Annotated in this window: 19 protein-coding genes and 1 tRNA gene; 15 read left to right on the forward strand and 5 right to left on the reverse strand. The window is 51.0% G+C overall.

Going from position 1 to position 21,498, the window contains the following annotated elements; translation table 11 throughout:
- Nucleotides 1-41: 41 nt before the first annotated feature.
- Nucleotides 42-1,430, reverse strand: coding sequence for a C39 family peptidase (locus ACOQPU_RS07695; RefSeq protein WP_420644541.1), 1,389 nt, complete (start codon nucleotides 1,428-1,430; stop codon nucleotides 42-44).
- A gap of 70 nt (nucleotides 1,431-1,500) precedes the next feature.
- Entirely contained in the window at nucleotides 1,501-2,835 is a 1,335-nt protein-coding gene (locus ACOQPU_RS07700; RefSeq protein ID WP_420644542.1) for a C39 family peptidase, read from the reverse strand.
- Between the two features lie 135 nt (nucleotides 2,836-2,970).
- Between ACOQPU_RS07700 and ACOQPU_RS07705 the strand changes: the two genes are divergently transcribed.
- A complete protein-coding gene (locus tag ACOQPU_RS07705; protein ID WP_420644543.1) occupies nucleotides 2,971-3,156 on the forward strand; it encodes a hypothetical protein in 186 nt (61 codons plus the stop codon).
- Between the two features lie 129 nt (nucleotides 3,157-3,285).
- Nucleotides 3,286-3,780, forward strand: coding sequence for a universal stress protein (locus tag ACOQPU_RS07710; protein WP_420644544.1), 495 nt, complete (start codon nucleotides 3,286-3,288; stop codon nucleotides 3,778-3,780).
- 74 nt (nucleotides 3,781-3,854) lie between these two features.
- Here the strand turns inward: ACOQPU_RS07710 and tilS are convergent, their stop codons facing one another.
- Both tilS and ACOQPU_RS07720 read right to left on the reverse strand, forming a co-directional pair.
- Nucleotides 3,855-5,321 (reverse strand): tRNA lysidine(34) synthetase TilS, encoded by a 1,467-nt coding sequence (tilS, locus tag ACOQPU_RS07715; RefSeq protein ID WP_420644545.1) that lies wholly within the window; start codon nucleotides 5,319-5,321, stop codon nucleotides 3,855-3,857.
- Between the two features lie 50 nt (nucleotides 5,322-5,371).
- A tRNA-Leu gene (locus ACOQPU_RS07720) sits at nucleotides 5,372-5,454 on the reverse strand.
- A 296-nt stretch (nucleotides 5,455-5,750) separates the two neighbouring features.
- Here ACOQPU_RS07720 and ACOQPU_RS07725 point away from each other — a divergent pair.
- From ACOQPU_RS07725 to ACOQPU_RS07785, 13 genes are all read left to right on the forward strand, one after another.
- Nucleotides 5,751-6,587, forward strand: coding sequence for a DUF4388 domain-containing protein (locus tag ACOQPU_RS07725; protein WP_420644546.1), 837 nt, complete (start codon nucleotides 5,751-5,753; stop codon nucleotides 6,585-6,587).
- A gap of 86 nt (nucleotides 6,588-6,673) precedes the next feature.
- Nucleotides 6,674-7,216, forward strand: coding sequence for a GTP-binding protein (locus ACOQPU_RS07730; RefSeq protein WP_420644547.1), 543 nt, complete (start codon nucleotides 6,674-6,676; stop codon nucleotides 7,214-7,216).
- Nucleotides 7,217-7,553: 337 nt separating this feature from the next.
- Nucleotides 7,554-8,372 (forward strand): alpha/beta fold hydrolase, encoded by an 819-nt coding sequence (locus ACOQPU_RS07735; protein ID WP_420644548.1) that lies wholly within the window; start codon nucleotides 7,554-7,556, stop codon nucleotides 8,370-8,372.
- Between the two features lie 71 nt (nucleotides 8,373-8,443).
- The gene (locus tag ACOQPU_RS07740; protein WP_420644549.1) at nucleotides 8,444-9,010 is read left to right on the forward strand and encodes a V4R domain-containing protein; all 567 of its coding nucleotides are present in this window, start codon (nucleotides 8,444-8,446) and stop codon (nucleotides 9,008-9,010) included.
- 21 nt (nucleotides 9,011-9,031) lie between these two features.
- Nucleotides 9,032-10,318: a multidrug transporter gene (locus tag ACOQPU_RS07745; RefSeq protein ID WP_420644550.1), complete on the forward strand. Its 1,287-nt coding sequence runs from the start codon at nucleotides 9,032-9,034 to the stop codon at nucleotides 10,316-10,318.
- Between the two features lie 92 nt (nucleotides 10,319-10,410).
- Nucleotides 10,411-11,556, forward strand: a complete 1,146-nt coding sequence (locus tag ACOQPU_RS07750; protein ID WP_420644551.1) for a shikimate dehydrogenase — start codon at nucleotides 10,411-10,413, stop codon at nucleotides 11,554-11,556.
- A gap of 19 nt (nucleotides 11,557-11,575) precedes the next feature.
- The gene (locus tag ACOQPU_RS07755; RefSeq protein ID WP_420644552.1) at nucleotides 11,576-12,469 is read left to right on the forward strand and encodes a response regulator; all 894 of its coding nucleotides are present in this window, start codon (nucleotides 11,576-11,578) and stop codon (nucleotides 12,467-12,469) included.
- 89 nt (nucleotides 12,470-12,558) lie between these two features.
- The gene (locus tag ACOQPU_RS07760) at nucleotides 12,559-15,651 is read left to right on the forward strand and encodes a GAF domain-containing protein (RefSeq protein WP_420644553.1); all 3,093 of its coding nucleotides are present in this window, start codon (nucleotides 12,559-12,561) and stop codon (nucleotides 15,649-15,651) included.
- A 46-nt stretch (nucleotides 15,652-15,697) separates the two neighbouring features.
- Nucleotides 15,698-16,075: a response regulator transcription factor gene (locus ACOQPU_RS07765; protein WP_420644554.1), complete on the forward strand. Its 378-nt coding sequence runs from the start codon at nucleotides 15,698-15,700 to the stop codon at nucleotides 16,073-16,075.
- A 2-nt stretch (nucleotides 16,076-16,077) separates the two neighbouring features.
- Nucleotides 16,078-16,869, forward strand: a complete 792-nt coding sequence (locus tag ACOQPU_RS07770) for an alpha/beta fold hydrolase (protein ID WP_420644555.1) — start codon at nucleotides 16,078-16,080, stop codon at nucleotides 16,867-16,869.
- Between the two features lie 124 nt (nucleotides 16,870-16,993).
- Entirely contained in the window at nucleotides 16,994-19,441 is a 2,448-nt protein-coding gene (locus tag ACOQPU_RS07775; protein WP_420644556.1) for a peptidoglycan DD-metalloendopeptidase family protein, read from the forward strand.
- A gap of 1 nt (nucleotide 19,442) precedes the next feature.
- Complete coding sequence (locus ACOQPU_RS07780; protein ID WP_420644557.1) at nucleotides 19,443-19,700, forward strand: hypothetical protein; 258 nt, start codon at nucleotides 19,443-19,445, stop codon at nucleotides 19,698-19,700.
- Nucleotides 19,701-19,717: 17 nt separating this feature from the next.
- Entirely contained in the window at nucleotides 19,718-20,581 is an 864-nt protein-coding gene (locus ACOQPU_RS07785; RefSeq protein WP_420644558.1) for a fumarylacetoacetate hydrolase family protein, read from the forward strand.
- A 29-nt stretch (nucleotides 20,582-20,610) separates the two neighbouring features.
- On the opposite strand, the gene ACOQPU_RS07790 is transcribed toward ACOQPU_RS07785, so the two are convergent.
- Nucleotides 20,611-21,474 carry a CPBP family intramembrane glutamic endopeptidase gene (locus ACOQPU_RS07790; protein WP_420644559.1) on the reverse strand — a complete coding sequence of 288 codons (864 nt, stop codon included), beginning with the start codon at nucleotides 21,472-21,474 and terminating at the stop codon, nucleotides 20,611-20,613.
- Nucleotides 21,475-21,498: the final 24 nt, after the last annotated feature.

Here is a 21,498-nt window from a genome sequence, read left to right on the forward strand (position 1 = left end):
TGGAGATTTTTTGACTATTCTCCAATCTCTAATCTCTCTTTTTATCCGCCACCCGTGAGCGCATCCAGCGACCACTGCGCGTAATAGGCGTTGTGGTTCACTTCCAATGCCGCCTGATAGTTGCCAATCGCATCATCAATGAGTCCCTGAGATTCCAGAGCTAAACCCTTGTACCAATATGTTTCCTCCACGTTGCGCCCGCCCTGAGTTGCTAACGTCGCATCTGCCAGGGCAATCACGTCATCGTGACGGCCGACTTTCCAATAGGCCATGTAGGGGCGGAACTGGTACCACAACATGCGGGGCGGCAAACCGATTTCCCGCGCCTGGTCATAGGCCTGCGCCCCACCCTGATAATATTGCGCTTCGCCAGTGCGGACGCCCATCTCGGTGAGAGCAGAACCCAAGTTAAACCAGGCAAAATTATTTTCTGGCTCAGCGTCGATTTCTGCCTGGGCGCGAGCGGCAACCATGCGCCACATGGCCATCGGGTCAACCAACTCTGGCCCTAAAATTTCTTGTACTTCTGCCTCTTGTGAGGGAAAGTAAACAACATAGAACGTATAGTTGAACTGCTGCCAATAATATTCAAACTCCTCATAATCGTCGGTACGGCCGCTGCCATCCCACGGCCCTAAAAAGCTGTCCTGGCTGTAAAATATTTCCTGTTCATCATCGTAACCAAACACGGTGAGATAATGCCCCCACCAACCTTGGCCCGGCAAATCGTACCCCTTTTCAATAACCACAGGGTATCCCGCAACAATAAACTCCTTGAGCAATTCCATTGTACCGCCACTGTGCGCGCTGGCCTTAAAGGCGTTCCCGGTAAAGCCATTGACGTAATCAGCAATCTGCCAGGGACTCACATTGCGGTCTTCGCTGTTGGGCTTTAGGTAATCGGCCACTTCTGTCTGGGTAATGTCGTACCCCATAAAGTTGAGCACCTGGGTAAGATTGGCCGGGCCGCAATTGTTAAACGATTGGCGAATGACGCCGACCCCATCCAACATGTGCGAGACGGGCAGCGGCTCAGGCGTGGGGGTGTTGGTGGGCGTGGGCGGCGGGGTGTTCGTCGGTAGAGGTGTGGCATCCACATCTGGCGTTTCTTCTGGGGCAACAGTGGGGGCTTCAGTCGGTTTGCTGGTGGCCGTTGGTTCAGAAACGGCCGTTACCGCAATCAACGCCTCAATATCCACCTGTGGCTCATTTGCTGATACGACCGCCACAGGCAACGCGGTTGCCACGGGCGCCACTTGGTCAATCACGCCCTCCACAATATTGCTCAAAAACGGACTGCGTTCTCCCAGAGCAACCCGGTACCGTCCGGGAATCGCACCCGCCGCACTCGGCAGCACCAGCAAACCAATAATGAGCAAAATTTGTATACCAACAACAATAAAAATCAGGTTTTTCGTTCTTTTTCTCATATTAAATTCCGTAAACGATATTCGGTAAGCAGTAATCGGTCGTAGTTAAATCTGGGAACTGGTTACTGACTTACTGATTACTGGAAAGTTCTGCAAGGGCTACCACAGCGGGGGCAAAGTTGGGGTTAAAGGTGGTGGCTCTTTCCAGATTTTCTTCGGCTGCGGCCGTTTCACCAGTGGCAGCCAGGGCTAGTCCTTTGTAATAAAATGATTCTTCAAAATACGGCCGATCTTGCAAGGTCACATCAGCCAGCAAAATAACATCTTCATATCGGCCCACCTCATAATATGCTTCGTAGGGGCCAAATTGATACCATAACATGCGCCAGGGCAAACCGATGGCGCGCGCCTGGTCGAAGGCCGTGCTGGCGCGTTCATATTCGCCCGCAGCATTGTAGCTGCTGCCCAAGTTAAACCAGTAAAACGCATTGGTTGGGTCTGAGGCTGCTTCAGCCTGAGCCTGCACTAGCGATTTTTCCCACATTGTTGCGTCATCCATATCTTCGCCAATGATGCGGGCGACGGTTTCTGCCTGTTCTGGCTCGTAAACCGCAATGTAGCTGCGGTTAAACTGGGGCCAGAACGTTTCTACTTCTGCGTAGGGCAAGTTACGGCCGTTCCTGTCCGCATTCTCCAAAGGCACATCACTCGTACCAAACCAGGAATCATATACAAAAAATTGTTCGTTGGCATCATCGTAGGCTACCACCAGCAGATAATGCCCATACCAACCCAGCCAGCGAAATTCTCCCGGCGGCTCAATGCCAATTTCCATGATCACCGGAATGCCATTGGCCACAAACTGTTTGAGCATGTCGATACGGCCGTTTACCCGATAAATCGCTTCATATTGAGTAGTTTCATTCACATAGGCTGCCATCTCATCTGGGCTAACATTGCGGTCTTCAGGGTTTGGTTTTAACACAGCGGCCGTATCACTTTGAGTGACAAACAGGTCAAAATAACTCAGCGTCATCGCCAACGTGGCGGGGCCGCAGTTGTTCCAATCCTGAAAATGGTGCTGGATGCCTTCCAAGCGAGCGGCTGCAGGGATGGGAACGGCCGTTGCAGTGGGAACGGGCGTTGCGGTCGGGGGAACGGCCGTAGGTGGTATAGCCGTCTCCTCAGAAGCCAATGTCTGCGTTGCTGTTGGCTGAACCAGTTCCACAACAGGTGCAGCCAGAGGCGTAGGCTCTCCCAGCAAGCTGTTGGCGTCCAGAGGCTGCACCACCGTTGGCAAAATGGCAACTTCTTGCTGTGGCGACGCAATTTCCAGCAGAGGCTCAGGCAACCAGCGTGCAGCATAACGCGGCGGGATAGCACGCAGCGCGGCTGGCGTCAGCAAAACGCCAACCAGCACCAATATCGCAAAACCTATCACCACTTTCTTCCGATGCGTTTTCATGCAAAAAGCTCTTCCTGCGTTTCGGCATCCGCTAAATAGATATTGGCGGAAACCTTCCAGAATGCGGCATTTAGTATAACGGTTGATATATCTCAGCCAAGCATCATAAACGGCCGTTTACCCAACTCTAAGCCCATGCACAAACATATCACGACAATTGCTAATGGGCAGTTGGAGGTAAAACAGCCACGCTGCTTACCATATCTCCAGTTCAAAAAGCAGTTGGTGAGCCACCTTACACAGCCGGGCGAAAATGACATTTATCCGTTGGGGTTATGGGCATTGTCACTGGCAAACGGCCGTTTACACATGGCACACTAACGTAAAAGCCATAACATTAATTTGACTTGAATTTGGCTTTAGGTTGAGCAAGTCACAGAGAAGCTGGGCCGTATTTTTCAACTGCTTCTCTCCGGTATGCCACTTAGAAGAAGGAAAAGGAGGCCAATCATGTTCAATCATATTCTGGTTCCCCTCGACGGATCACATCTGGCCGAAGCGGCTTTGCCCCCAGCAATGGAATTGGCCAGCAAGTTTAATAGCGAACTAACCCTGGTATGGGTCATTCAGCCCCCACACCTCATCATGACTGCGGCCAACGGCAGCGTATACGCCCAACTGCTCACAGAAATGCGAAACCAATCGGAACAAGATGCGCGCGCCTACCTGCGTGGGCACCAAGGCTCCTTGCGTCAGCAAGGGTTTGTAACCCACGCACAGGTCACCGAAGGCGAAAATGTCGCGGACGCGCTATTGGACGTCGCCGCAAATTTGGCCGTCGATACGATTGTGATGAGCACCCACGGGCGAAGTGGTATTAGCCGCTGGGTGTTTGGCAGCGTGGCAGACAAAGTGTTGCGCTACGCCAACGTGCCGGTGCTGCTCATTCGGGCCAAAGAAGAAACGGCCGATTCGCATCGCCCGCCTTTAGAAGTAACGTTGTGATGGTGCAGATTACGTAGGCAATTTGAAAATTGAATAGTGATTTCTTTGCGGTTTGCTAAAGGTGCGGTCTGAATTTATCTCGATTTGCGTTGGTAACAGAGCAGACTCACTATACGAAGGCTTTCATCGGTCACGCGTGCGCGGTTATCCACATGCTGCCCCACAATCCAAACAGGATGCTTGCTTGTAGCCACGATGGGCCACAAAGGCCGTCCGACCTGCTCCACTTTTCGGTTACTTAATAAATCCACAATTTTCTGCGACTGGCCATCCATACCCAGCGGCTGAAATCGCTCATGGGGCTGATACGGCCGTACCCACAAATCATCTACTTCAGCCACGGCTACAAAAGCCTGCCAAACATCTTCATTCTGCTGGATTTCAGCCAATGAAACCCCTGCCACAACTGTTGCCGAAATCGCCCAACCGTTCGCCAACTGAACCTGACCGGGCAAGGACAAAGGCTGTGCTTGTTCATCAATGAGCTGTGGCAAAAAGGCAAGTTGTGCTCCACTGGAAGTTCCAAAAGCAACTGTCTCTGCCGCCACCCGTATCTCCAACGCCCCCGGCAACCAGGCTTCTGTACCAGACTCTTTCTCCAGAATGAGGTTGCGAGCCAGCTCAACCGTTTGGAAGCCTATTTCAGTTACCTGGGGACGGAGCTGCTGAACCGCGTTTCTCAACGCCAATCGCTGCCAGGCCACCGCCAACGCCTGAAATCGAGTTCGATCCAGCAGCAAGAAATCCTCTGCCTGGTCAATGACCAATGTAGGCCAAATTTCCTCAAACTGCTCCTGCAAAACGGCTAATTCATCTGCGGTAACTGTGGCAATTTGCTGCAACTTGCTCCGAATTTGGGGATTATATGTTTGCAATAGCGGCAGCAGCTCATGCCGAATGCGGTTACGAGTAAACTGCACATCTTCGTTGCTGGCATCCTGCCGGGGCGTGAGCCGATGTCGGATACAGTACGCTTCTATTTCGGCACGGCTGGTGGTCAGAAACGGCCGTAACAAAACCATCCCCTCACTTCCTGGCACCACGCCCACCGGGCGCATTCCCTGCAACCCACTGCTGCCGCTCCCCCGTAGCAAATGGAGCAAAACCGTCTCGGCCTGGTCATCCGCATGATGCCCCACCAAAACAGCGTCGGCAATTACCTCATCAGCCGTACTTGCCAGAAACTGGTATCGCGCCAATCGCCCGGCAGCCTCCAAAGAGAGGCGAGATTGTTCGGCAAGGGCAGCCACATCGACACGGCCCATTTTGCAGGGAATGCCCCAGGAAGCGGCCGTTTCTACCACAAATTCGGCGTCTGCCGCTGCCTCCGGACGTAGTTGGTGGTTCAGGTGCGCCACGACCAACCGTCCAGCCCCCACTTGCTGCCACAGCAGATGCAGCAACGCCAAAGAGTCTGCCCCGCCAGACACGCCAATGAGCAGTTTTGTATGCGGCGTGCTGAGTGGAAACGGCCGTACCGCCCGCAAAACCGCCCGCCACAACCTCCTATCCTCTTTAGAAAATGAGCTAGCCTCTGTCATGAATCGTCCAGATAACAAAAATGCCCCAAATTGGGGCATATACTTTTGAGTAGGGCGGGTGGGATTCGAACCCACACGGACTGACGTCCGGCAGATTTTAAGTCTGCTGCGTCTACCATTTCGCCACCGCCCCACACAGCGCGCCCATTGTACACTTGAAAAGAATCACAAACAAGCAACAGACGCTTACCGCATTAAATAGCTCGCAAAACCAGACCATTGATGTGACATAAGTAGGTTTGACTCCATAATTTTCACCATGTATAATGCTTTGGTCAACGGCTTACAAACACAAATGCACCTGCTTACCAATGGTTTCATAAGAGGTCAACCGTATTGTTTACAGCATGGGCAACAACTTGAAACAGTAAGTTCGCAATACAATATTGGTAAAATCATTGCCATCAAAACCAAGCAGGAAAAACAATTATGGCCCTAAAAGGCAACCTGCGCGATTTCTCAACAACACAACTACTTAACCTCATTAACCTGGCTAGAAAAACAGGCACGCTTTCTATTCAATCAGATTCAGAGAGTGCCCAAATGTCCTTTCGCGAGGGCAAGTTAATCTACGCCTACATGGGTAATGGGGATGGCAACCATTTGGCACAAATATTGCAAAATAGTGGCAAGTTGTCCGCAGAGCAGGTTCAAGTTATTCAATCACACGCCGAAGGCAAGAACGATAAGCAAATCGGTCATTTGCTGGTTACGGCCCGCCGCGTCACGCAGAATGACATCATTCAAAGCGTGCGCCAAAACATTCTGGACACCGTTTACAAACTCTTTACCTGGGGGGAAGGTTTCTTCCGTTTCGATGCCAACAAGCTGCCGAACAGCGGCTACATTACCATTCCTATTGACCTGGAAAGTGTCATCATGGAAGGCAGCCGCCGCCTGAAAGAGTGGGAGATTTTGCAGGATGAGCTGCCAGACCTCGATGTCGCCCTGCGTTTTACTGACAGGCCCGATGCCCGATTGCGCAATATCAATTTAACGGTTGAAGAATGGCGGGTCGTTTCCTTTGTTAATCCTCGCAACTCAATTCGCCAAATTGCAAAAGCAAACAATCTGAGCGATTTTGAAATTCGCCGTATTGTATATGGCATGTTGCAAGCGGGATTGGTTGAATTTGTGAACAAACCAAAACCCGTCCCCGAAAAACGGCAATCGACCATGCAACAGCAAAAGGGTGCTGCGGAGCCATCGCCCGCGGTTAAACGCTCTGTTGTGGTTCGGCTGATTGATCGCATCCGTGGTTTATAGGTTTGCTTCTCAGCAATTGCCAACCCAAATCAGGAAGCTGCTAAACAACAAAAATCAAACCATCGCTCAAAGAAGGTAGTAACTTTATGCAAGCTGTCAAAATGGTAATCACTGGCCCTTTTTCTGCCGGCAAAACGCAATTTATTGGGTCTGTAAGTGAAATTGATGTGGTTTCTACGGAGCGCAAAATTTCCAGTGCCGCAGAAAAAGTAAAAGAAAGCACCACCGTAGCAATGGATTTCGGTCGTATTACTGTTGGTGACGACCTCGTTCTCTATTTATTTGGTACGCCTGGCCAACGCCGCTTCGATTTTATGTGGGACATCCTTTCACAGGGAATGCTGGGCTTTGTGGTCATGGTCGACAGCACAAAACCGGAGACTTTTCGCGAAGCCAAACGCATTTTGGAGACGTTTGAGAGCTATGCCTCCACGCCCTTTGTAGTTGCCGCCAATAAGCAAGACATGGAAGACGCTTGGGAGCCAGAGGATTTACGCATCATTTTGCGGCTGCGGCCAGATGTAAAGATTCTACCCTGTGTCGCCAACGATAAGGAAAGCGTTAAGAACACTTTGCTAGAGTTACTTTATTCAATTTTGGATCAATTGGATGAAGAGAATGGTGAATAGTTGTTTAACGTGACCTTTACACCTCATTTACCAGCTTTTCACAGTCTTGTTAATTGCTAAATGTTAATATTTTTGGTGTGCATATGTCCACGAAATTATGCCGTCAGCGCGCACCAGTTCTTCTTTGAATGAAATGGGCCGCTAGGCATCAGCATTCTTTTTCCAGACGTCGCATACACCAATTTCATTAACTCAGGTATCGCGTTTGCAGTTTTCAAAGAGAATCGTTATAGCCAGAAGCAAGCATTTTCTGATTTGGTCTCTTAGGCAAACGGCCGTTGCCGTCAACATTTTTTAACCTCCGCCGTCTGGCGTTTTACGGGTAATTGAGGTAATTGTGAGTTCAATTGTTACCGAACAAGGAATTTTACATTACGAATCAATAGGGCGGGGCCAGCCCATTATTCTTTTACATGGTTGGATTAACTCTTGGGACGTTTGGCGCGACCTCATGATTAATTTGGCCAATACCAAACAATTCAAGGTATACGCCCTAGACTTTTGGGGCTTTGGCGAATCAGCTAAGGGTTCACAAACGCAAACCGCCACCTTCCAAATTGGAAGCTACGTCGAAATGGTGCATCAGTTCATGGATTCGCTCGGCATCCAAAGTGCGCCAATTTTTGGCCATTCGATGGGCGGTACTGTCGCGCTGCAAATATCCCTGACGCACCCAGAACGTGTGGAAAAAGTAGCGTTGGTCGGTTCCCCAATAATCGGCCGTTCGCTTCACCCATTTTTGCAGCTAGCAGGCTATGGCTCCATTGCCAGGCTTGTCTGGCGATATCCCATCATGTTGCACTCCATTATGCGCATTCTGTTAGCAAAAGATTCCAAAAAAGTGCGAAACATGATATTTCGGGATGTGCAGCGAACAACCATCGAATCTTTTTTCCGCAGCATTGGCGATTTGCGCGACACTGACTTAAGCAACCAATTGCCTACCCTCAACATTCCTGCCCTTGGAATTTATGGAGCCAAAGACAATATCGTCTCCCCCACAAACGCAGATTTGCTAAAAAATGGCGTAAAATCAGTTGAAGTTCAAATGATGCCTCAATCGCGCCATTTCCCCATGACAGACGAACCCGAACGCTTTTTGAAAACTGTGAACAGCTTCTTAAACAACCATTCCAACGGCCAGGCAACATATTAATGAACCAAGAAGTAACAGCCCAGGCAGAATATTTTTACCCAAACAAAATGGGGCGCATTGTTCTGGTAGCCATGGAAGAAATCATGGGGCACCATGGGGTTAATGCTGTGCTAAATTTAGCCAAGCTCTCGCACTTGGTAAACAATTACCCGCCGAACAACCTGAAACTAGGTTTTACATTTTCAGAATTCAGTGCCATTCAGCAAACGTTAGATGAGATGTATGGCGAACGCGGTGGGCGTGGTTTAGCTTTGCGCGCTGGCCGCGAAACCTGGAAATATGCGCTCAAAGAGTTTATGCCTGTTTTAGGCATTACAGATTTAGCCATGCGCATGTTACCTTTGGGGATTAAAATAAAGATTGGGTTGGATGTTTTTGCCGAAACGTTTAACAAATTTAGCGATCAGCGCGTGCGCCTAGGCGAAGATACTAACCATTATTTGTGGATTATTGAACGCTGCCCAATATGCTGGCAGCGCACTAGTGAAACGCCCTGTTGCCACTTGGCTATTGGGTTGCTGGAACAGGCATTAGACTGGGTGAGCCGAGGGCGGCGTTTTAAAGTAGAACAAATTAGCTGCATTGCCGCAGGTGATGAAACCTGTACTATCACTATAACCAAGCAGCCATTGGTTTAATTTTGTAGCCGTTACTTTCATATGCGAAGAATTATCATCAACGAGACCAGCTTTATTGCGCCATTTAATGAACCGGCGCGAGATTTGCGTGTGCAAAACAAGCCATTGTGGCTTTGGCAACGCGATCTGCTAGTTGCGTATGCAAATGAAGAACGTGAATATCCAGATTGGGAAGTTGCTCGTCAACTGGAACAAGAAGAAGTGGAAAGTCTGGTGCATCGGGACAACCTCTTTTTTAACCAGTCATTAATTGATGATTTCATTAAACAAGCCCAGGATGGCAAACGCCCCGTGCGCCTGGCGTTTCGTAAGGATGACCCGGCCATTGCGAAACATGTACGGCCGTTAACCCACTCGTTTGCGCAAAAAGACGACCTGTTGCTGGCCGATATGTGGTATTTGCCTAAAGGGCTTGCCCAAAGTCTGGTAGCCGAACCGCTCGTCATTGATACAGAATCCAGAGAGCGTGGTTATTACCATATTCCCCCCTACATGGCCACCGAGTTTGGTGACCTGGTTTACCAATTGCCCAAGAAAGTGTTTGTGTTGGTAGAAAATTGGGTACATCTGTTTATTGCTGACATTTTGCTCGGCGTATTTACCCAAGGTGCCAATGAAGAGGATTATATTTCTGGCAGTATAAAGTACAAGCTAAAAATTTTGGCACGCTCAGTGCTTGAACAGAAGCGCGTTTTATCTAGCTCAGAATTGGTGAAAGTGGGTAAAAATGTGCATATTGACCCTACGGCCGTTATCCACGGCTATACGGTCATCGGCGATAACGTCACCATTGGGGCTGGCGCGGTGATTGACAACTGCATCATCGGCAACAATGTCACCATATCACAGGGTTGCCAACTGCTGCTGAGTGTTGTTAGCGACGGCTGCTTTTTGCCGTTCCGAGCCGCCTTGTTCATGACTACTCTTATGGAAAATACCTCCGTAGCCCAAAACACCTGCTTGCAGCTATGCGTTGTGGGACGAGACTCTTTCATTGGCGCGGGCAATACCTTCACCGATTTTAATATATTAGGTGGCCCGCTAAAAACGATGAACCATGAAGGTAAGCTGGAAGCCACCAATTTGCTTATTTTGGGTGGGTGTGTGGGACATCATTGTCGCCTTAGCTCCGGCGCAATAATTTATGCCGCCCGCACCATTGAATCGGACGTCGTTTTGCTGGCCTCAGACGATCGGCAATTTATTACCAAGAACGTTACTTACGAACAAAGCGATCACCATCCGCACAAAGAACGGTACCATTACCCACGTCTGTATCCCAGAAAAGGTGAAAAAGGATCCTGGTAGGTTGCTATTCACGCTTGTTTAACAGAAAGTAGCAATGTCAGGGACAGAATTACCATTGAACAGGAATTCATTCAGGCTACACTCAACTTATTATGCAGGATAGTTTTGCCTTTATCATCCATCCGTTGAATGCCAAGCGAGATGTCAGTCGCAAATATCCTTCCTTGGGAAAATTACCTGCCTGGCTGATTGAATTTCTCTCTATTTTTTATCCCCCTGTTTTCGTTTCAGAAATTGAAGGTGTGCAATCAACGGAGAACGGCCGTACACTCAAGGGCTGGTTTGTTGCCTGCTCGCTCACGCCAAATATGATGCTGAGCCTGCCAACCAAGCTGGTTTACCGCAAAATTGTGCAAACTGGTAAATTGGCAGAAAAGTTGGGGGCGCGCATTTTGGGACTGGGCGCGTTCACCTCAGTTGTGGGAGACGGTGGTATTACCATTGCCAAGCAGCTCAATATTCCCGTCACCACCGGTGACAGCTATACGGTGGCTCAAGCTGCCCACGCCATTCGCAAAGCGGCCGTTTTGCTAGACAAACCATTAGCTAGTGCCACTGTCGCCATTGTGGGTGCTACCGGAGCAATTGGCTCTGTTTGCGCCCAACTACTGGCACCTGACTGTGGCAAGATGCTCCTGATTGGCCGTCGCACGGAAAGGCTAAAGGAAGTGGCAACGGCCGTTCGGCAGCTAGGGTGCCAAAACGTGCAGGTTTCCGCCAATATTGATGATTTGGCTCAAGCTCACTTCATCATCACCGTTACCAGTGCGGTAGATGCGATCATCGAGCCCAGACATTTATGCCGGGGGGCGGTTGTATGCGACGTGTCTCGGCCGCGAGATGTCTCCAAACAGGTCGCAGAACAGCGTCCTGACGTGTTGGTAATCGAAGGCGGCATGGTGGAAATACCAGGTCCTGTGAACTTTAATTTCAACTTTGGGTTCCCGCCAAAAATGGCGTATGCCTGCATGGCAGAGACAATGGCTCTGGCCCTCGATAAAAATTACGTATCTTTCACGCTAGGTAAAGACATAAAATTGTCGCAAGTTCAGACAATTGATACAATCGCCAGACGGCATGGTTTCAAACTTGGCGGCTTTAGAAGTTTTGAACGGGCCGTCACAAGTGACAAAATAGCATTTGTTAAAGATGCCCTTAAATCAACCCAAAATGCTGTCTCTGCCGTTCCGTATATAAATCCAAAAAACGATATTTCTGTAGAATCTGTGAATCTCTGAACTGCTAAGGAACAAGCTCATGAGCAACGGCCGTATTTTAATAGTAGAAGACGACTTTGATATTTCAAACATGCTGCGCATCTTCTTTACCGGGCAAGGATACCACGTAGACGTGGCTGCCCGAGGAAACGATGCCCTGGAGCTTTGCCGTAAGAAGCTGCCAGACCTTATTGTGCTGGACATCATGCTGCCAGACATGAATGGATATGAAGTGTGCAAAGTGATGCGTACCACCACCCGCACCAGCCACATCCCCATCATCTTCCTCACGCAAAAAGATGAGCGGAGCGACCGCATTGCTGGTTTGGAATTGGGTGCAGATGATTACATCACAAAGCCGTTCGATATCGAAGAACTGAAGCTGCGAGTGCGTACTGCTATCAATACCTACAAGCGGCATAACATGACAGACCCGATCACGGGTCTCCCCAGCAGCCGTCTAATCGAGGACCAGCTTCGCAACCTTATGCGAACCAAAGATTGGACTTACCTACAAATTGGTATTGATCACATTGAACCATTTAGCGATGAATATGGCTTTTTGGCACGTGATGAGGTACTGCGCTTCACGACCTTGTTGCTCAATGAAGTAGACGATGAGCATGGCACGCTGGATGATTTTGTTGGCCATGCCACCAGCAACACCTTTGTTTTGGTTACCAAGGCCGAGAATGTAACCAGTATTGTTAGCGAGCTGCGCCAGCAGTTTGACGAGGGCATTCTCGCCCACTACAGCTTTATCGATCGTGAGCAAGGTGGCATTATGCAGCCAGACGGCAATTTGGTGCCGTTGATGAAACTGTCAATTGGAATTGTTTCGGACAAGGCACAACGCTTTTCAGACATTCGCGAAATCACAGAAACGGCTGCAGAAATGCGTCGGCTAGATAGAGATAAACAAGCGCAGCAGTAAGCGGCTTATTGCTAACATTTTTCGCTTGAAAGCGGCACTTGACGATCGTGTAAAACAGCAGAAGTAACGGCTGAGGTTCAACAAACAAGATGGAAAAAGAATTAACCTCAGCTATGATTTGGAGTTTGTTTGATAGCCTTCACGAAGGCATTCTCATAGCTGAGACCGATGGCACGATTTTATACTTCAATGAATCCGCAGGCGCACTACTTGGCCTGGGATCCGATGTTTCATCATTGCAACGCATTGACCATCTTATTGTTTCTGATGATCGCTGGCAAAACTGCCTGAAACCCCCCTTTAGCACAACAATCTCAGTGAAAAACGGCCGTACGCTCTCCCTCCACAGCCATTCTATTGAGCTGAATAGCAATCGTCTGGTGCAAATCGTTCTCTCGCCGCAGCTGCCAACTATCCTGAACAACGAGGGGGAAAACGGCCAGCTCTTTCAGCAAGCGGTAGACCGCAGCCGGGATTTTGAGCTGTTGCTCAACAGCAGCAACGCCTTTTCCAGCACGCTAGACAAAGAAACCATTCTCACAACGCTTGCCAACCAGGCCATTGAAGCCATTGAGGCGGCTGGCTGCACCATTTACCAATGGTTACCGGCGCAAGAAAAGCTGATTTTGCTCAAAGAGTCGGTGGCTGAGCTTGAGGCGGCCATTTCCTCACCAGGCACGCCACTTCCCATTCCTAATTCACCCATCCTGACGCAAGTGCTTAACCGGCAAACAATAGTTACTGTTGCTCTCGATGATGATGACGCCACGGATTTACCTTTACCACAGTGGGCAACCGAAAAAATGCGTCTTTGCACATTGGTGCCACTGGTACTCACGGGTGAAACATATGGCTTTATTCAGTTGCTGAGCGGCAACGGCCGTCTCCCCAGCACCACCCAGCACGAACGCAAACTGCTCACCGCTCTGGCCAACCAGGCAGCCTCTGCCCTGGAAATCGCCTTCATTTTTGAAGACACCTACGAACGCGAACGCTTCTACGGCGCGATGGGCAATGTTAGCATGGCCTTGAACTCCAGCCTGGACCGAGAAACCGTGCTGAATCTCATTTGCAGCGAAGGTCGTCGCATCTTCAATGTCAATGGGGCTTATATTTGGCAATTAGAAGGCAACCAATTTGTTGGCAGTGCCGCCGCCGGGCATGGCGCAGCCAACTTTATCAATACCAGGCTAAACAAAAATGACACGGCCAGTTTTGTGGCTCAACTTGCCCAAACTGGCGAACCCACATTTATCAATCGGCTAACCGAAAAAGACCAAACCGAAATCCGCCTGCCCCAGCCAGAAACAATTCAATCGGTGCTGGGCGTACCGCTTCAGCGAGAAGATGAACTCGACGGCATTCTGATTTTGGCAGACACGGAACATCCAGTGCGGTTTACCAACAAGGATGTTAGCTGGGCCACAACATTTGGCGTGCAGGTAGCCATTGCCCTGCAAAATGCCAAGCTCTTTGAAGAGCAGCGTGCCTTCAATGAAACGCTGGATCGGCGAGTGGAAGCACGCACGCAAGCACTCAATGATGAAAGTGATCGTGTAAAGATTTTGCTCCGCATCACCTCCGAACTGTCCGCCAGTCTGGATCAAGACCGGGTGCTGAATCAGGCACTCCAGCTTGTGAATGGTGTTGTCAATGCAGCCGAAGGTGCAATCCTGCTCATCGACCAGGAATCAGGCGAACTCATCTTTCAGGCGGCGATTGGTGGCGAACGGCCTGTTCCTCCTGGTGGCATTCCTAGCGGCATGATGCGCAATGAAGGGCTGGCTGGCTGGATGATGGAAAACCGCTCAGCCGTTATTGTCCATGATTCTCATCAAGATTCCCGCTGGTTAGAACGAGAAACCAGCCGCAAGCATCGCTCAGTGCTTGGTGTCCCGCTTATCTCCAATGAAGATGAAGAGGTAATTGGCGTTTTGATGATGTTCCATGCGGATCCAAACGCCTTCACCAATCAGCAGCTAGACCTGGTAGAGGCAGCCGCCATCCAGGTGGCCAACGCGATTAATAATGCCAGCCTGTACAAGCTCATTTTTGAACAGGCAGAGCAGCTTGGCTCTATGTTGCGTACAGAAATCATCCAAAAAGCGAATTTGGAAGCGATTCTGGAAAGTATTGCCGATGGCGTGATTGTTGCCGATAGTCGTAACGAGGTGGACATCGCCAATTTGCCCGCCTGCAATATTTTGGATATTCCGCGCGATCAGCTTTTGGGCAAGTCGATCAATGAATTATTGGGCTTGTACGGCCATTTCGGTGAATCGTGGATTCACACCATTAACGATTGGGCTAATAATGCAGACCGCATAGAGCAATGGACCTATCTGGCCGACCAGTTGGTAATTGAAGACAAATTTGTCAGCGTTCACCTTTCGCCAGTTTTGTCCGACAATCAATTCTACGGCACCGTTTCTATTTTCCGAGACATCACCAAAGAGGTTGAAGTAGACAAGCTAAAGAGCGAGTTTGTGTCAACCGTGTCGCATGAGCTGCGAACGCCAATGACTTCTATTAAGGGGTATGCGGACCTGATGCTGATGGGAGCCGCCGGGCAAATGACCGAGCCGCAAATTCGGTATTTGCAGGTGATTAAAAACAATGCGGATCGGCTGCACATGCTGGTGAACGATTTGCTGGATATTTCGCGGATTGAGACGGGCAAGACGGGGCTGGATTTACGGCCGTTAGACATTCCACAAATTATCGAACAGGTGGTGGACGGGCATCTGAACGGCCGTATCCAACATGAAGCCCGTACCGTCCAGGTAGATACCAACATGGCCCCAGGGCTGCCGCTGGTGAACGCCGACCACGCCCGCATCACCCAAATCTTAACCAACTTGCTGGACAATGCGCTGAACTATACACCAGACAACGGCCGTATCACCATTGGTGCCAAAGCCACCCACAGCTACGTTCACATCAGCATCACAGACACTGGCATTGGCATTGCCAAAGAACACCTGGGAAAAATCTTTGACCGCTTTTACCGCGCCGAAGATTCCGCAGTGCAGCAAGTGCCCGGCACCGGCTTGGGCTTGGCCATTGTCCGCAGCCTGATAGAAATGCACGGCGGACGCCTGCGTGTTGATAGTGAGCTGGGAAAAGGGAGTACCTTTACGTTTAACATTCCAGTAGTTATTGAAGATAGCGATCCAACATAACCAACTTTTTCAATCATGCGTTAGTTACGCATTGGAAAGAGACATTATGACAAAAATATTGATAGCCGAAGATGATCAAGATATTCGTGAACTGGTCATACTCACCTTGCAGTTTAGTGGGTTTGATGTAACGGCCGTTGAAGATGGGTCTTTGGCAGTGGAAAAAGCAAAAGCAGATGTATTCGATCTCATTTTGATGGATGTGCGTATGCCTCGGATGACCGGGTATGAAGCGTGCCGCCGCCTGAAAGAGATGGAGGCAACGAAAGATATTCCTATCATTTTCCTGTCGGCCAAAGGGCAAGAGCAAGAAATCCAAACTGGACTAGATGTGGGCGCAGCCGATTACATTCTAAAACCGTTTGCGCCAGACACCTTGGTCAACACCATCAATAAGGTTCTAAGTAAGGCAAAAACTGGCTAATCATGAGCATTACCACCATCGACAGCCAACTGATTCATTATGAAGTGCTAGGCCGTGGCCAGCCGCTGATCTTTATTCACGGCTGGGTTGGTTCCTGGCGCTACTGGTGGCCGTCGATGCAAGCCCTCTCCGCCCATTACCGCACCTTCGCCTTCGACCTGTGGGGCTTTGGCGATTCCAGCAAAGTAACAGACGCCTACAAGTTGGAAGCCTACGTGGAAATGGTTGACCAATTTATCGACAAACTGGGTGTGGCGCGCCCGGTCATACTGGTAGGCCACGGGCTGGGAGCCGTTGTGGCACTCAGCTACACGGCCAAACGCCCGGATAATGTGGCCAAGGTAGCTACCATTTCGCTGCCAGTTGCTGGCGAGTTTCTCACCAACAAGCTACAGGGTGCAGATACAGGCTCGATGATTAGCCGCGTTTTAGGGCGTTCAGAAAGTTTCAGCGAGCTAGATAGCGAAATCCGCAAGGTAGACCCGATGGCGGTCTCCAAGTCCATTGAAGAAATTAACGATCTGAACTTTGTCTCTGACATAACTGCGTTAGAACGGCCGTTACTCATGGTTTACGGCCGTCAAGACAGTCTCGTGCTGCCCCCCAACGGTGAATATAGCTACCTCCAGCAATCTATTAATGACCGCTTTTACGTTGAGCTAGATTTGTGCCACCACTTCCCCATGCTGCAAGAAAAAGCCAAATTCAACCGCCTCCTCCTCGATTTCATCATCGCCAGTGCTGACCTCACCGAATTGACCATCAAAGAGTATTGGACCCGCCGCATTCGGTAACTCTGTTTACCTTGTCACCCTTTCACCCCCTCTCTCCATATCTAGACCAACTTACGACAAACAAGTACAATAAAATTGAATTTGCCGCACAAACTTGAAAAATCCGTCAGAAAAGGAGTTCCCGATGAGCGATTTCAAATTTGAAGCCTGGCCCACCGAATTCCGCCAAATCAACCAATATTTTGGACAAAACCCCCAAAATTACGCCCAATTTGGCCTGCCCGGCCATGAAGGCTTGGATTTAATGGCCCCCACCGGCAGCAAAATCTTCGCGGTGGCTCCGGGAACCGTGCGCGTGGTCAACTCTCAGCCCACAGGCCACAACTATGGCATCCACGTCCGCGTAGACCACAAAGACGGCTGGCAAACCATCTATGCCCATATGCAGCGGGCTACCGTGCGCGTGGGGCAACCTGTTAAGGCAGGCGAACAGCTAGGTTTGGCAGACAACACGGGCAACAGCTTTGGCTCCCATCTGCACCTCACGCTCAAGCGGCAAAATAGCAGCTACACAGACAACAGTGGCACCAAATGGCCATACAATATTTACGATCCCACTCCGTTTTTGCTGCCCCTCCTCGGCTGGAAACGCCCCGTTGGTCCTTACACCGATGGGTATGCCTACACCAACGGCATCATCGTCGTAGGTGACTTGGCTCAGGTGAACAGCGGCGGCATCAATTTACGCAGAAATCCCAGCATTGTTGGGGAACTCATCGATCTGGTACCGGGCGGGACCATTATCATTGTAACTGGACCAGCCAGAGGACAGTACACGCCTGTACAAGTTGCCAATGTCTCTTTGAGTAATCCGCCCGTCCCGCCAGCCCCCACGCCTGGGCCTCCCCCACCGGCCACAGAACATCAGGTGGATGGCTGGGCGTTCACCAACTACATCACCCGCAGCGGCAACCAGGCGGTGGTGGGACAGTATGGCATTAATTTACGAGCAGCACCACAGCGCACAGCCACCAACATCGGCTTGGTTAAAGGTGACAGCACGGTCACCATCACCGGCTTGCCGCAAGGGGAGTACACGCCAGTTCGCGCTCGCCGCATTGATTTTTCTGGGCCGATTAACATTCCTGATGATGTGATCCAGCCAACGCCGCCACCCGCGCCACAACCGACGCCTGCCCCACAGCCATCAACACCACCTGCGGATGCCATTTTGGGCTGGGCATATACACAAAATTTGACAATTAACGGCCGTACCGTCACCTCTGGCCGCTTTGGTACCAATTTGCGGGCTGCCCCGGTGCGCGGCGGCAGCAAGCTGGGGCTGTTTGTAGAAGGTGGCACTGGCACGCTGGCCGGGCAAAACAGTGGCGAATACACGCCCGTTTACGTCCCGCGCAGCAGCTTGCGCAACATTCCGGCCACGCTGCCACCCGTTACCCAGCCCACACCGCTGCCGGGTGAGATGCCAACGCCACCCCCTACGCCTCAACCCACCGCCGACACCACGCCGGGCTGGGCGTTTACAGCGGCAATTACCGTTTCAGGGAATACGGCCGTTGCTGGACAATACGGCATCAACCTGCGCAACGCGCCTCGGCGAGACGCTAAAAAAGTGGGCTTTGTCCCCGGCAATGCCAGCATGATCGTCACGGGTGGGCAGCAAGGTGAGTACACCCCGGTGCGTGTGGACGACAACATTTTGCAAGACAAAGTGACTGGCCCCATAGCGATTATCGACACCATCTCACCACCGGATGATTTGGTAGACCCGGAACCGCCGATTCTGGGCAACGCCAGTATTGGCCTGCACGCTTCGGCCGATCCGGGCATTTCCCAAGCAGAGATTGACGAGTTTGCCGCTATGCGTCCGGGGATGATTAAGGTGCTCTCGTTTCACGAGCCAACGGCCGTTCAAAAGCTGTCCCAAGCCCATCCCCACGCCCGCTGGGTAGTGCGCGCCTTCCTCGATTTCCGTGCGCAAGGTGGGGTTCGCACCATCAGCCCCGGCCAATTCCTCAACGACACCATCAACGACGTGAAGCGCACGCTGAACATGATTGGCACTGGCAAGGATGTGGTCATCGAGCTGCACAACGAGCCAAATTTGGTGCCAGAAGGCCTCACTGGCGCCTGGCGCGACGGCGCGACCTTTGCCCAATGGTGGCTGGAGGTGCTGCGCCTGTACAAGCAAGCCCTGCCGGGCAGCAAATTTATCTACCCTGGACTGTCACCGGGAGCGGCCGTTTCTGGCATCAAGCAAGATCATATCCAATTTGTAGAAGCCAGCCGCGCCGCCGTGGAGGCCGCTGACGGGTTAGGCATTCACACTTATTGGTCCAACGTCTACCCCATGTCCCGTGCCCTCGACGTGCTGGACGATTACATCAGCCGCTTCCGCTACAAGCCCATCTGGATTACGGAAGCGAGTAACAACAAGGCTGGCACGCCTGTTTACCGCAAGGCACAGCAATATTTAGACTATTGGCGCGAAATTCAAAAACGGCCGACGGTGCAAGGCGTCACCTACTTTGTTGCCTCCGCCAGCGATCCTGCCTTCAAAGAAGAGGTTTGGGTGGGCAGAGACATCGGCAAGCGTATTGGGAGGCGTTAATATGGAAATTGTAATTGTGGTTACGGTCGTTGGTCTGGGCATCCTTTTTGCTGGTTATTTGCGACGAAGTAGGCCAAAAATTGCCTGTGAAGAATGCGACAGCACACAAGTGCGCCAGTTAGAACAGAGCCTAAAAAAGCTACAGCAAGATGAGATCATTGGCCTTGGCATGAAGCTAGATGTGCAGATCATTATGGAAACCCGATACCGCTGCCAGGATTGTAATCATTCCTGGACAGTAATCGCCCCCGAAAGCTAACCCTGTAGGAGATCACCTTGAAATTTGCCCGCTATGAAGCAAACGGCCGTTCTCCCCAAATCGGCCTCGTTGTAGACAATGAACTGATTGACCTCTCCGGCGTGGCCCCCTCCATGCAGGCGGTGATCAATCTCAGCAATGAAGGGATGGCGATGATTGCCCACCACGCCAATCGCAGCCAGCGCATTCCCCTCAAAGATGTGAAGCTGCTGGCTCCGCTGCTGCCGCGCCGCAACGTCATGTGCCTAGGCAAAAATTACGCCGACCACGCCCGAGAAATGCAAACCACCCAAGATGAACCGGTGGAACTGCCTAAATTCCCCGTCATATTTACCAAAGCCACCACCAGCGTTTCCGGCCCCACCGATCCCATCCCCTTCGACCCGAACGTCTCTGAAAAAATGGATTACGAAGTGGAGCTAGCTATCATCATCGGCAAGCAGGGCAAAAACATTCCTGCTGAGCAAGCGATGAAGTTTGTTTTTGGCTACACCGTCCTCAACGACGTCACCGCCCGCGATTTGCAGCGGCAGGGAAAGCAATTCTTCAAAGGCAAAAGTTTAGACGGCTGCTGCCCAACAGGGCCGTGGATTGTCACCCGTGACGAGGTGCCCAACTCACATGATTTGGAAATTCGTTGCCTGGTAAATGGTAAAGATATGCAGGCCAGCAACACCCGCCACATGATTTTCGACATCCCCACCACCATCGCCTACCTCTCGCGCGGCATGACGCTGCTGCCCGGCGACATCATCGCCACCGGCACGCCAGACGGCGTGGGCGCAGCTCGCACCCCGCCCCAGTTTTTGCGTCCTGGCGATGTGCTGACTTCAATTGTGGAAGGTGTGGGAGAGTTGCGGAATGTGGTAACGGCCGTCTAACCCCTCCCATCACTTTATTCATAGAGACCCTACATAGAATTGATAACCGGGACGATGATCATGATATCGTACCCGGCGTGGAAAAGAATGGGGCCAATCAAGCTATCATCCTTGAGCATGGCGTGGGCACCGACAACGCCTAAGGCGAATACAACCAAACCGAAGATGACGCCCCCGCCAGGGAAATAATAAGTCGCACTGATATGGGAGGCACCGAAGATAACGGCCGTTACCAAAATTGCCCCCGTTCTGCCAATCAGCACAGCATATTTTCGCAAGAATATTCCTCGAAACCACAACTCTTCCATCGTCGCATTGGCAAAAATGTAGAGTAGCTGATAGGGAACGGTCGGCCATATCGACGCCGCGTCCATCGCCCATAGCTGAATGGCCAACCCAACCGCGGCAAAAATGAAAAACCAAAGCAAGCCAAACCGCAGGCTGCGCTTCCAATTGCCCAGTTTGATGAAAATTGAAGCCCAATTATCACCCGCTAGCCACGTCAACCCTAGCAAAATCGGGGTAATCAGCATAAATTGCGAGAGCTTGTCCAACGCCAGATTTTGCATAGGCGGCATGCTGCTGTGATGCAGGCGGATCAGGCCCGTTTTCAAAGAGACTAGGGCCGCTGCCGCAATGAAGAGTGCATTAACGGCCGTTCCATAACGGGCTAAAGAGTGATTTCGCCTGAGAATAAACGCACCCACCAAGAAGGTTGCAGCCAACGCAATGTAATACGTTTGGTTCCAATTGGTGGCAAAGACCCGATAGTATGGATTGCCGCAGATGAATACGGCCGTTCCACCCAGCAACAGACAAATCGCAACAGCGATGGTTTTTGCCTTGCCTGATAGCGGAGATACGGCCGTTGGCGAACGGTACTCAATCATCATATTTCTCCTAAGAATCTATCCGCA

The organism is Candidatus Leptofilum sp., assembly GCF_965223285.1.
Taxonomy (GTDB): domain Bacteria; phylum Chloroflexota; class Anaerolineae; order Promineifilales; family Promineifilaceae; genus Leptofilum.